The organism is Nonomuraea sp. JJY05, from assembly GCF_043496855.1.
Lineage (GTDB): Bacteria > Actinomycetota > Actinomycetes > Streptosporangiales > Streptosporangiaceae > Nonomuraea.
This window is the reverse complement of the sequence record NZ_JBIEIS010000098.1, coordinates 1-11,984: the sequence shown is the minus strand read 5'-3', so window position 1 is coordinate 11,984 and position 11,984 is coordinate 1. Positions and strand designations below refer to the sequence as shown.

Here is an 11,984-nt window from a genome sequence, read left to right as displayed (position 1 = left end):
AGCCCAGCTCGTCCCGCAAGCGCAGGATCTCCTTGAGGATGCCGCGCTGGACGACGACGTCGAGGGCGCTCGTCGGCTCGTCCATGATCATGATCTGGGGTTCGAGGAGGAGCGCCATGCCGATCATGACCCGTTGCCGCATGCCTCCGGAGAGCTCGTGCGGGTAGGAGCGCAGCCGCCTAGGGTCCACCCTGACCAGCTCCAGCGCCGTGGCGCAGCGGGCCCGGCGCTCGGCCGCCGACAGCCGGGGCAGGTGGGTGGTGAGCACGTCCTCCAGCTGGGCGCCGACGGTCATGACCGGGTTGAGCGAGTCCATCGCCCCCTGGAACACTATGGAGAGCTTCGCCCATCTGAAGGTACGCAGCTCGTGCGGCGGCAAGGCGAGGACGTCGACGGCTGTGCCGGCGTGGTCGTGGAAGGCGACCGTGCCGGAGGTGATCTCCGCCGGCGGCCGGTGGAGCCGGCTGATCGCATAGGCGAGGGTGGTCTTGCCGCTGCCCGACTCGCCCGCCAGGCCCAGGATCTCGCCTCGCCGTACCGTCAGCGAGACGTCCTTGACGGCCTGCACGGGCCGTTCGCCCCGGTAGGTCACCGACAGGTTGGCCAAGGTGAGAACGGCGTCGTCGGCGGCCTGGTCGACACTCCCCGCCTCCTGGCGGCGCGTATCCGCCAGGCGGGCGGCCGGAATCCGGAGCTTCGGGTTGATGATCTCGTCGATGCTGAAGTTGATCAGCGCCAGGCCGCAACCGAGCAGGGCGATGATGATGCCGGGCGGCGCGAACCACCACCACGCGCCGAGTTGCAGCGCGAAGCCGTTCTGCGCGTAGTAGAGCATGGTCCCGAGCGTGGCGGAGTTGGATGCGCCCAGGCCGAGGAAGGACAGGCCGGCTTCGCTGAGAATCGCGGCGATGACCGCGAACACGAACTGGGAGGCCAGCAGGGGCAGGAGGTTCGGGAGGATCTCCACGCCGATGATGCGCCACGGCCGCTCCTTGGCCACGCGGGCGGCCAGGACGTACTCCCTGTTGCGCAACGACAGCGTCTGCGCGCGGAGCACGCGAGCCGAGCCGGCCCAGCTGGTGATCGCGAGCACCAGCGCGATCGTCCACCAGCCGCGTTGCTCCGCCGGGACGAAAGCGGAGATCACGATCACCAGCGGGAGTCCGGGGATCACCAGCATCACGTTGGACAGCAGCGAGAAGACCTCGTCCACCAGGCCACCGGCGTAGGCGCCGACGATGCCGAAGAGCGCCGACAGCAGTGTGGCCATGACGCCCACGAGCGCGCCGATGACGAGCGAGCCCCGGGTGGCGTAGGTGATCTGGGACAGCACGTCCTGGCCGGTCTGGGTGGTGCCCAGCAGGTGCTCTCCGCCCGGCGGCGTCAGCCCCATGTCGTTGATCGCGTCCGGGTCGCCGGCGAGAAGCGGTCCGACCACGCCGATGGCGGCGATGACCCCGATCAGGATCAGTCCGATCACGAATTTCGGGTCCCGCCGGCGGATTGCCGTCATGTGGCCGCCCCCGCTCGCGTCCGCGGATCGACGATGCTGTAGAGCAGGTCGACCACCAGGTTGGCGCCGAGGACGGCGACCGTGATGACCAGGAAGATGCCCTGCATGAGCGCGTAGTCGTTGTTCTCTACAGCCTGCAGGAGCTTGGAGCCGATGCCCGGATAGGAGAAGACCTGCTCGGTGACGACCGAGCCGGCCACCACGAACCCCAGTGAGATGGCGAATCCGGCGATGGAGGGCAGTGCCGCGTTGCGGGCCGCGTACCAGACCATGATGCGCCGGTTGCGCAGTCCTTTGGCGACAGCCGTACGGACGTAGTCCTCCGCCATCGTCGAGACCATCATGTTGCGCATGCCCAGCAGCCAGCCGCCGATCGAGGAGATCACGATGGTCGCGGCGGGGAGGATGCCGTAGTACACGGCCGAGGCGAGGAACTCGCCGCTCCAGCCGGGGGTGAGGTTGACGTCGTAACCACCCAGCAGCGGGAACCAGCCGAGCGCGGAGGAGAAGACGGCGACCAGGACGAGGGCCAGCCAGAAGTACGGCACGGCCGACAGCACCGTGGTCGCGGGCACCAGCGAGTCCAGCCAGGTGCCCCGGCGCCAGCCCACCAGCGCTCCCAGCGTGGTGCCGGTCAGCACCGACAGCACGGTCGCCAGGCCGACCAGGACGACGGTCCAGGGCAGCGATGCGGCGATGACCTCGGAAACGGGAGCCGGGAAGGAGCTCACGGATATGCCGAAGTCGCCGCGGGCCATGTTCCCCAGGTAGAGCAGGTACTGGGTGAACAGCGGCTCGCCGGTGTCGGTGCCGAGCATCAGCTCGTAAGCGCGGCGCGCGGCGGGGTCGACTCCGCCGCGCTGCTGCGCCTTGGCCAGCAGGATGGTGACCGGGTCACCGGGCATCATGCGGGGGATGAGGAAGTTCAGGGTCACCGCCGTCCAGAGGGCGACCAGGTAGAAGGCGATCTTGCGCAGGTAGTACAGCATCGGTCACGCGCTCATTTCCCGGTGGGCTTGAGCCGTCGGAAGATCTCCGAGTTGTCCGGCGACTGCCAGGCGGCCGGGAAGGCGTAGAGGTCTTCCTTGGTCGGCCAGCCGGTGAACTTGGTGGCGTTGTAGACGCTGATCGTGCCCTGGGTGAGCAGCGGGATGTACGGCATGGCCTGTTCGATGCGGGTCTGGATGGTGTCGAACTGCGGCTGCCGTGCGGCGGTGTCCTTCGGGTCGATCTTCTTGAGCGCGGCGATGGCGGCGTCGACCTGGGGATCGGTGAAGCGGCTGACGTTCGTGCCGGCCTGCTTGCCGACCTTCTCGGTGGTGTCGGAGCCGTAGAAGTAGCTGTAGACGTAGAACGGGTCGGCGGCCGGCCCCTGGTAGAGGGAGTCGATGATCAGCTGGTAGTCGCCGCGCCCGCGGGCGTCGGACCATTCGTTGAAGGACAGCTGCTGCGCGGTCACCTTGATGCCGGCCTTCTTGAGCTGCTGGGAAAGCGCGTTGACCGCGGTGATGTAGTCGGTCCAGCCGGAGACGGTCTTGAGGGTCAGCTGCAAGGGCTTGCCGTCCTTGGCGTAGATGCCGTCGGCCCCCTTGGCGTAACCGGCGCCCTCCAGGATCTGCTGGGCCCTGGCCTCGTCGGGCTGCATCGGCGCGACCTTGTTCTGCAGCCGGCCGGAGATGAACGCCTGGTCTCGTTCCAGCAGGGCAAGGCTGGGCGAGATCTCGCTGGAGGTGTTCTCGAAGGCCAGCGCGTTGAGCTGGGTCCGGTTGACGGCGTAGTAGATCGCCTGGCGGACGGCGGGGTCGGTCTGCGGTCCCTTGCAACCGAGGTCCGGGTTGCTGCAGGTGTCCAGCACCATCTGGTTCACCGGAGTGATGATGACCTTGTAGCCGGGGTAGGCCTGCTCGGCGTTCTCGACATTCGGCACGGGCCCGGTCTGCCAGTCGATCTGGCCGGCCTTGATCGCCGCTGCTCCGGCCTGGTTGCCTGACAGCGACAGGACGCGGACGCGCTTGACCGCGGGTTCCCCGCCCCAATGGCTCGGGTTGACCTTCAGCGTGTATGCCTGCGGCTTGACGTCGTCCTCAAGGTAGGGCCCGGTGGCGACGGGGTTGCGCATCTGGGCGGTCGTGGGGTCGGCCACGGACTTCCACACATGCTCAGGCACGATGTAGATGCGGCCGAGAAGCTGCGGACCGTCCACGAACGACGGCTCGTCGAACTTGACCGATACGTGGGTGTCGTCCACCGCGGTCGCCTTGCCGCGGTAGCCGGTGGTGTTCAACGCCTTGTTCTTGGCGAGCAGGTCGAGCGTGAAGACCACGTCCCTGGCGGTGAACGGCTGGCCGTCGGACCATTTCACGCCTTGGCGGAGCGTGATCGACAGTTGAGTGGCGTCGGCGTTCCACGAGAACTCCTGGCCCAGCCGTGGCTGGGGGGGATCGGCCCGAGCGGTGTTGAAGAAGAAGAGGGGCTCGTAGATCGGCCCGGTCGACGGGCTGCCCGGGGTGAAGGGATTGAAGTTGACCTGCATGTCGCCGGTGGCGCCCGTGTAGATCACGAGCATCGGCGGTGCCCCCGTGGCCGCCGGTGCCCCGGTCGATCCTCGCGGTGAGCTGCCGGACGAGGAACATCCGGTGATGGCTAAGGCCAACGCGGCCAGCCCGGCCCCGGTTCTCATGGTTAGTGCATTCCTCACCGACATCACGCGGAGTCCTCTCGAGCGGTGATGTAATTGTCGGCGCGCCGGTTCCGATTGTTAACTCAGCAACTTAAGTAAGTCAACAGCGTCTGTACCCTCGCAGTGTCGAGCGGATGGAGGGCCCATGAATGCAGCAGCCAAGACCAAGCCGCATGCGAGCAGCAAGGCTGTGGTCCTGGACGCCATCAGAGCCGCGGGTACGATCAGCCGGGCCGGCCTGGTCGGGGCCACCGGGTTCACCGGCCCGACGATCACTGCCGTGGTCCGCAAGCTCATCGAGGAGGGCCTGGTCGTCGAGTCCGGCCGCGCGGAATCCACGGGTGGCAAGCGACGGATCCTGCTGCGACTCGATCACTCGGCAAGGTACGCGGTTGGCGTGCACCTCGATCACGGCGGCATGGTCTACGTCCTGACGGATCTCGCCGGCGCCGTCGTCACCCGGATGGCCAAGCCGGGAGTGGGTGTGGAAGAGCCAGGCGCCGCGGTGGAGGCCATGGCCCGGGAGATCTCCGGGCTGATCGACAGCGCCGGTGCGGAGCGCCATCGCGTGCTGGGAGTCGGGGTGGTCTTCGCTGATGCGGGATTCCCCCTCTCCGAGTCGCTCGAGCAGGCGACCGGTCTGCCCGTGGTGCTCGACAACGAGGCCACGGCCGCGGCCCTGGGCGAGCACTGGGCCGGCGGATTCGGGGGTGCTTCCGCCGCCGCCGCGCTCTATCTGGGCACCAGGATCAGCGCGGGCCTGGTGATCAACGGCATCACCTATCGCGGTCCCGGCGGGAAGGCGGGCGACCTCGCGCATGTCTGTGTCCAAGCGGACGGTCCGAGGTGCCGATGCGGTGCCCGAGGCTGCCTCGATGTGCTGGCCGGTCCCGCCGCGGTCGTCGCGGCGGCCCGTGCGGACCTGCTCGTCCCCATGCGCCGCTCGCGAGAGCCTTCGGTGGCGGCGGACTTCGCCGCCCTCAGTCGCTCGGCGCGCAGGGGCGAGCCGAGGGCGCTGGCCTTGCTGGAACGCTCCGCCCGCTACATCGCGGCGGCGGCCAGGACGCTCTCCGCGATCATGGATCTCCAGGTGCTCGTGCTGACGGGCCCTGGATTCTCCATTGCGGGTTCGGTCTATCTCCCGGTGATAGAGAAGGAACTGTCGCCCGCGGTGGACGTGCGGCTCTCGCGGCTGGCCGCCACGGCCTCGGCTGTGGGCGCGGCGGCACTGGTGCTCGAGTCGGAGCTGGTGCCTCTCAGCCTGGGGGCCCGGTTGCCGGAGAATCTGAGCTCGGAGGCGATCCATTGACTTTCTTTAATTCACTACGTAAGAAAGGTGCGTGACTTTAGTTGAGGGCTGGCGGCTGCGCGCCGTGGACGGGCCGGTGCCGGAGTCCATCGCAGGCCGGGAGGTGGACGCCCGCGTACCGGGCAGCACACACCTCGATCTGCTCGAAGCGGGACTGATCCCGGATCCCTATCTCGACCGGAACGAAACACTCCTCTCCTGGATGCATCACACCGACTGGTGTTACTCCACTACCTTCCAGTCGACATCCGCCCGCCCGGGCGAGCGGGTGGACCTCGTCCTCGACGGGATCGACACGGTGGCGAGCGTCCACTTCAACGGCGAACTCCTCGGACATACCGCCAACATGCACCGCGGCTTCCGCTTCGACGTGGCCGGCCTCCTGCGTGACGGCCCGAACGAGCTGGTGGTCAACCTCCGCTCGGCGCTGCGCCACGCCGAGGAACTGGAGGCGAGACTGGGCCGACGCCAGCGCGCATATCCCCACCCCTACAACGCGATCCGCAAGATGGCCTGCTCGTTCGGCTGGGACTGGGGCCCCGATCTGCAGACGGCGGGCATCTGGAAGCCGGTGCGCCTGGAACGCTGGGACAGCGCCCGTCTGGCGCAGGTACGCCCGCTGGTGACGGTGGACGAGGATGGCACCGGACGCGTCGAGGTCCACGTGCGGCTCGATCGAGCCAGAGACGACGCCTACACCGTGGTGGCCAGGGTGGGCGGCCACGAAGCCCGGACCACCGCGTCCGGGGAATCGGCCGTGCTGACCGTGCCCGTGCCTCAGGCCCGGCTGTGGTGGCCGGCCGGCCACGGAGATCAGCCGCTGTACGAGCTGACCGTCACCCTGCTGGACCGCGACAACCCGGCGGACGAGGTACGGCGGCGCGTCGGGTTCCGCACGATTACCGTGCACACCGAACCGGACGAGGTCGGCACGCCGTTCACCTTCGTCGTCAACGGCAAGCCGATCTTCGCCAAGGGCGCCAACTGGATCCCCGACGACCATTTCCTCACCCGCATCACCCGCGAGCGGATCGCCCAGCGCGTCGACCAGGCCGTCGGCGCGCACATGAACATGCTGCGGGTCTGGGGCGGCGGCATCTACGAGAGTGACGACTTCTATGACGTCTGCGACGAACGCGGCATCCTGGTCTGGCAGGACTTCCCCTTCGCCTGCGCCTTCTACGCCGAGGAAGAGCCGCTGTGGAGCGAGGTCGAGGCCGAGGCGCGCGAGAACGTCGCACGACTGACCAGCCACCCTTCACTCGCGCTGTGGTGCGGCAACAACGAGAACCTGGTGGCGTACACCGACTGGCCCGGCTGGCGTGACAGCCTGGAGGGCCGCACCTGGGGGCAGGCCTACTACACCGAACTGCTGCCCGGGATCGTGGCCGAGCTGGATCCCACCCGGCCGTACGCGCCCGGCAGCCCGTTCAGCCCCGGCACCCTGCCGCCCAACGATCCCGGCCACGGCACCCGGCACGAGTGGGCGGTGTGGAACGTCGTGGACTACGTCCATTACCGCGACCACATTCCCCGCTTCTGCGCTGAGTTCGGGTTCCAGGGCCCGCCGGCCTCGGCCACGGTGGCCCGCTGGATCCACGACGAGCCGCTGACGCCGGCTTCCCCGGTGTTCCTGCAGCACCAGAAGGCCGTCAACGGCGACCACAACCTCGATCGGGGGCTGCGCCCGCACCTGCCCGTCCCCGGCACGTTCGCCGACTGGCACTGGGCGACGCAGCTCAACCAGGCAAGAGCGGTGGCGCTGGGTGTCGAGCACTTCCGCTCCTGGTGGCCCCGGACGGCCGGTGCGCTGGTGTGGCAGCTCAACGACTGCTGGCCGGCCATCTCGTGGTCCGCGGTGGATTACGAGGGGCGGGCCAAGCCGCTCTACTTCGCCCTCAGGCACGCCTTCGCGCCCCGCCTGCTGACCCTCCAGCCCAGAGACGGTCGCTGGGTCCTGGTCGCCGTCAATGACCATGACGAGCCATGGCGGACCGTGGCGACTGCATCCCGCCAGACGTTCGACGGCGAGGAACTGGCTGGACGGCAGCTGGAGCTCGCCGTACCGCCTCGATCGGTCGCGCCGGTCGAGCTGCCGGGTGAGCTCCTGAAGCCGGATGACCAGACCAGGGAGGTGCTCACGATCGTGACAGGCGAGGGCACGCGTCTGTGCCATCTGTTCGCCGAGGACCGCGATGTCGCCTACGATCCGCGGCCGTTGACCGGCACGGTTCAGCCTGTCGACGGCGGCTACCGTGTCGAGACGCGAGCCACCTCCTTCGCACGGGACGTCGCCCTGCTGGCAGACAGGGTGATACCCGACGCCGTGGTCGACGAGATGCTGGTGTCGTTACCGGCGGGGGCGTCGCAAGTCTTCCTCGTGCGCACGCGTTCGGTGCTGGAGTGGCCGGATCAACTGGCCGCCCCAGAGGTGCTGACCAGCGCCAACGGGTTGAGTGCGGTGACATGAGCATCGCCGACGCGGTTGGCCTCGTCCTGGCAAGACCTTCCCGGCTCCTGGGCGCCGAGCCGTTCTTCATGGAGTTCATCGCGGGCATCGAAGAGCGGCTCGCAGAACACGACCGGTCCGTGCTGCTGCACGTCGTGACCACACACGAACAGGAAGTGGCGGCATACCGGCGATGGGCCGCCCACCGCACCGTCGACGCCGTCGTGCTGGTGAACAGGGCCGTTCACGACACCAGGCCTGCCGCCCTGCGGGAGCTGGGCATACCCGTCGTGGTGGCGGGCGAACCGGCCGGTGACGCCCCCACCGTGCGGACAGACGACGAGGGCGCGGTTCGCCAAGCCGTCTCCCATCTGCATGATCTCGGTCATCGCCGGATCGCACGGATCAGCGGTCCGAACACCCTGCTCCACACCCGAACCCGCACCAGGGCACTGCTCCAGACCGCGGGTGCGGCAGGTATCGAAGCGATCGTCGAGGAGGGAGACTATTCGGAGGAGTCGGGCGCCAAGCTGACGGAGATGTTGCTGAACCGGCCGGATCCTCCCACAGCGATTGTCTACGACAACGACCTGATGGCGGTCGCGGGGCTCAACGCCGCGAAAGAGCTGGGTGTCCGGGTGCCCCACGAGCTCAGCCTGATGGCCTGGGACGACTCCAGCCTGTGCCGGCTCACCTCGCCCGCGCTCACCGCCATGAGTCTGGACGTCCACCTCTTCGGGCAGATGGTGGCGGATTCGACGCTGGATCTCATCGCAGGAGCACCTGTGGCGGATCGATGGTGCCCGGCTGCCACCCTCGTCACCCGGGAGACCAGCGCGCCCGCCCTCACCGCGAGGTGAAGAGCCTCTGGAGGCTCACGGCAGCGGCGCCGCGTGCCCATTCCTCGAACGGCAACGGCCGGATGACCAGCGGACACTTTCCAGCGGCGCCGAATGCCTGCGCGGTGAAGGTCTCCCTGATGTGTTCCTCGAACAGGTCGTACGCGGCCAGCCCCTCGCCGGTGACGACGACCTTCTCCGGGCCGACCAGGTTCACCATTGCCGCGAGACCTCGCCCGATGGCTCGCCCGGCGATCGCGAAGACCTCCCGTACAGCCGGATGCCCGGCATGGGCCAGATCAACGGCTGCGGGAAAATCGAGCCCCATGTCGCGGGTCACCGCCCGCGCCTGCGTGACGATCGCCGGTTCGGAGGCGATCGCCTCGAGGCAGCCCCGCCCCCCGCAATAGCAGGCCGGTCCGGAGGCTGAGACCGGGATATGCCCGATCTCGCCTGCGACACCGTATCCACCCGTGACCAGGGCGCCGTTGATCACCAGGCCGCAGCCGATGCCAACCCCTACGGTCACGACGGCGAACGTGGTCGTGCCGACCCCCTCGCCAAACCACTGCTCGGCCACGGCGAGGGCATTGACGTCGTTCTCGACCGTCACCGTCAACCCGGTGGCAGTGGCGGCGAGGTCGGCAAGCGGTACGTCCTGCCACCCCATGAAGGGGCTGTAGCGAACCAGGCCGCTCGCCTGGTCCACGTCGCCGGCGACCGAGATGCCCAGGCAGTGTGTCTGTGCGCCTCCACCGGCCAGATCGGTCACGACCTGCGCAACGGCCTCCACCACGGCGGGCACATCCTTGGTCGCTAGCGGCAGGTGCCTCGCGCTCCGAACCTGAGCGCGAAGGTCGGTGAGCACCGCGATCAGCTCGGTCTCAGTGATCTTCACACCGACGAAGTGCTCCCGGTCGGCCCGGACGGCCAAGGGCGCGACCGGACGCCCCAGACGGGCGCCGGTGCGGCCATCGCTCGGGAGTTCGTCCAAGTATCCGGCCTCCAGGATAGGTCTGGCGACCTGGGTGACCGCTGCGGACGAAAGTCCGGTGATTTTCGCGATATCTCTTCGGGAGATCGGCCCGTGGGTAAGAACCGTGGTGAAGACCGCGGTCGCGGCGGGCGTGGTAGTCACCGGATGTGCGCGCATATGAGTCATAAGGCTATCCCTGCTAGCCCCAATGCCGGTTAGTTAAGAGTTCTGAGCCGCTGTCAACAGGGTGCTGGAGGCGGTCGACAAATGAGACGGAGGTCCTGTAGACCAGGTAATCCGCCAAGATCGCCCGTCGTCAGGACCTCCGTTGCGTGCTCGGTCCGCCATCACCGCGAGTGGCACGGCCACCGTCGCAGTCACCCATTCGACCGGCTCAGCCATGATCACATCCTGGAGTCGCTGGGTTCCTTCCCCGCTCGGGGGCTGGTGCGCCGGTGGCTGAAGGCGGGGGTGATCGAGGATGGCCGGTTCACCTTGACCGGGGAGGGTGCTCCCCAGGGCGGGGTGATCAGTCCCGCGCTGATGAACGTGGCATTGCACGGCATGGAGCAGGCCGACGGAGTCAGGTATTGGGAGACCGGCGGTGGCCTGCGGGTCACCCCGGATTCGCCGGTCCTGGTGAGGTACGTCGACGATGTGCTCGCCCTGTGTCACTCCCGTGAGCAGGCCGAGAATATCCAGCAACGACTCGCGAGCTGGCTGGAGCCCAGGGGTTTGGTCTTTAACCAGGCCAAGACCCGGATCACCCACCTGGACCAGGGGGTGGACTTTCTGGGTTTGAGATCCGCCGGTTCCGAGGGAAGTTGCTGACCAAGCCGAGCAAGGACGCGTTACGGCGGATCCGCAAGCGGTTGTCCCAGGAGGTGACGGCCCTGCGAGGGGCCAACGCCGACGCGATGATCGCCAAGCTCAACCCGATCATCAAAGGATGGGCCGCCTATTACCGGATCGGGGTGTCCAAACGCGCGTTCGGCGAGTTGGACGCCCACCTGTGGAGACTGGTCTATAAGTGGGCCAAGATCTCCCACCCGACCAAGCCGAAGCGCTGGATCATCGCCCGGTACTTCGGCATGTTCAACACCGCCAGGCGCGACAAGTGGATGTTCGGGAGTCAGGAAACTGGCTTCTACCTGCGCAAGTTCGCCTGGACGAAAATCGTCCGGCACCGGATGGTCGCAGGTCGGGCCTCTCCCGATGACCCGACTCTGATCGACTACTGGACCGAGCGGCGCCGCCGCGCCAGGGCCCCAGTGGACGCCGCAACGTGGCGGCTTCTTCGCCAACAGGGCGGCCGATGTCCGCTCTACCGGGGCCTACTGCTGCACGCTGACCATGAGCCACAGAGCCCGATCGAGTGGCAGCAGTGGCTCACGGCCACGCGCACAGCGATCCGCAAACAGGCGATCGCTACCGCCGTGGAGCTCGGAACCCGGATGAACATGCCGCAACACCTCTCATACACGCCCACTGCCGCCGCCGACTCGGCGACGACACCAACCCAGCACTTCCGCACGGCCTCGAACCTTCAGGGCTTGCTTGAAGCCGGTTGCCTGGAAAGCGGGCACGGCCGGTTCTGAGGGGGCCGGGGCGCGGCAACGCGCTCCGGCTACCCGACGAGCGGTGGTTCGCCCTGCTGACCGACAAGCTGATACGCCGCGGCGTCCACACCTCTGTGAAGGCTCTTGAGAACGACATCAAGGCATGGATCGACACAATGGAACGACGACCCGGGACCCTTCACCTGGACAAAGACCGCCGACGAGATCCTCAAATCCCTCGCCGACTACCTCAACAAGATCAACCCGCCAACCACCGAAAACCAGCAGCGTACTTAAGTATGCAATTTCGGGCGCATCACACCAGGACCGATCGTGCGGACGGCAATAGCCCTGATCCGCTACGTCTACGTCACCGAGAACGACCGCTGGGGCCATCACCCTGACTCGCCGCCGTCGATCGGCACGCGGGCCGCTCCAAGAAGTTCAGCCCCGAGGCGGTCGCTGCGTTCGTCGCCACCCATCACGGCCGCACGCCCGTCCCAGCTCGAGTCCAACCGCCTGTACACCGTGGCGGAGCTAGCTTGATCTTTAACCTGTGCGTCGAGGACGTGGGTTCGTGGATTTCCTCGTCATCGGTTTCCGGGCCGGGGTCTTCGTAGTGATCAGACCGGTGGCAGTGTAGACATCGTGACGTGGGG

At 67.6% G+C, this 11,984-nt stretch carries 9 protein-coding genes and 1 pseudogene; 6 read left to right on the top strand and 4 right to left on the bottom strand.

The window, feature by feature from the left end; all coding sequences use genetic code 11:
• From ACFKCF_RS61125 to ACFKCF_RS61115, 3 genes are all read right to left on the bottom strand, one after another.
• Nucleotides 1-1,513 (bottom strand): dipeptide/oligopeptide/nickel ABC transporter permease/ATP-binding protein (locus tag ACFKCF_RS61125; RefSeq protein ID WP_394506638.1); only part of this gene is annotated, 1,513 nt, incomplete at its 3' end.
• Complete coding sequence (locus tag ACFKCF_RS61120; protein WP_394506636.1) at nt 1,510-2,502, bottom strand: ABC transporter permease; 993 nt, start codon at nt 2,500-2,502, stop codon at nt 1,510-1,512. The genes ACFKCF_RS61125 and ACFKCF_RS61120, both read right to left, overlap by 4 nt.
• An 11-nt stretch (nt 2,503-2,513) precedes the next feature.
• Nucleotides 2,514-4,079, bottom strand: a complete 1,566-nt coding sequence (locus ACFKCF_RS61115) for an ABC transporter substrate-binding protein (RefSeq protein ID WP_394506634.1) — start codon at nt 4,077-4,079, stop codon at nt 2,514-2,516.
• A gap of 259 nt (nt 4,080-4,338) precedes the next feature.
• Between ACFKCF_RS61115 and ACFKCF_RS61110 the strand changes: the two genes are divergently transcribed.
• Genes ACFKCF_RS61110 through ACFKCF_RS61100 form a run of 3 tightly spaced genes read left to right on the top strand, consistent with a single transcriptional unit; the run spans nt 4,339 to nt 8,811 of the window.
• Nucleotides 4,339-5,502 carry an ROK family protein gene (locus tag ACFKCF_RS61110; protein ID WP_394506632.1) on the top strand — a complete coding sequence of 388 codons (1,164 nt, stop codon included), beginning with the start codon at nt 4,339-4,341 and terminating at the stop codon, nt 5,500-5,502.
• Between the two features lie 31 nt (nt 5,503-5,533).
• Entirely contained in the window at nt 5,534-7,972 is a 2,439-nt protein-coding gene (locus tag ACFKCF_RS61105) for a glycoside hydrolase family 2 protein (RefSeq protein ID WP_394506630.1), read from the top strand.
• Nucleotides 7,969-8,811, top strand: a complete 843-nt coding sequence (locus tag ACFKCF_RS61100) for a LacI family DNA-binding transcriptional regulator (protein WP_394506629.1) — start codon at nt 7,969-7,971, stop codon at nt 8,809-8,811. The genes ACFKCF_RS61105 and ACFKCF_RS61100 overlap by 4 nt, the downstream gene beginning before the upstream one ends.
• Here the strand turns inward: ACFKCF_RS61100 and ACFKCF_RS61095 are convergent.
• Nucleotides 8,798-9,943 (bottom strand): ROK family protein, encoded by a 1,146-nt coding sequence (locus ACFKCF_RS61095; protein ID WP_394506627.1) that lies wholly within the window; start codon nt 9,941-9,943, stop codon nt 8,798-8,800. The genes ACFKCF_RS61100 and ACFKCF_RS61095 overlap by 14 nt on opposite strands.
• A 90-nt stretch (nt 9,944-10,033) precedes the next feature.
• Between ACFKCF_RS61095 and ACFKCF_RS61090 the strand changes: the two genes are divergently transcribed.
• The 3 genes and pseudogenes from ACFKCF_RS61090 to ACFKCF_RS61080 form a co-directional block, all read left to right on the top strand.
• Nucleotides 10,034-10,597, top strand: coding sequence for a reverse transcriptase domain-containing protein (locus ACFKCF_RS61090; RefSeq protein ID WP_394506625.1), 564 nt, complete (start codon nt 10,034-10,036; stop codon nt 10,595-10,597).
• On the top strand, nt 10,591-11,364 hold the full coding sequence (locus ACFKCF_RS61085; protein WP_394506623.1) for a group II intron maturase-specific domain-containing protein: 774 nt from the start codon (nt 10,591-10,593) through the stop codon (nt 11,362-11,364). Before ACFKCF_RS61090 ends, ACFKCF_RS61085 begins: the two co-directional genes overlap by 7 nt.
• A 38-nt stretch (nt 11,365-11,402) precedes the next feature.
• Nucleotides 11,403-11,622, top strand: a pseudogene (locus ACFKCF_RS61080) (hypothetical protein); the annotation flags it as partial.
• Nucleotides 11,623-11,984 lie beyond the last annotated feature (362 nt).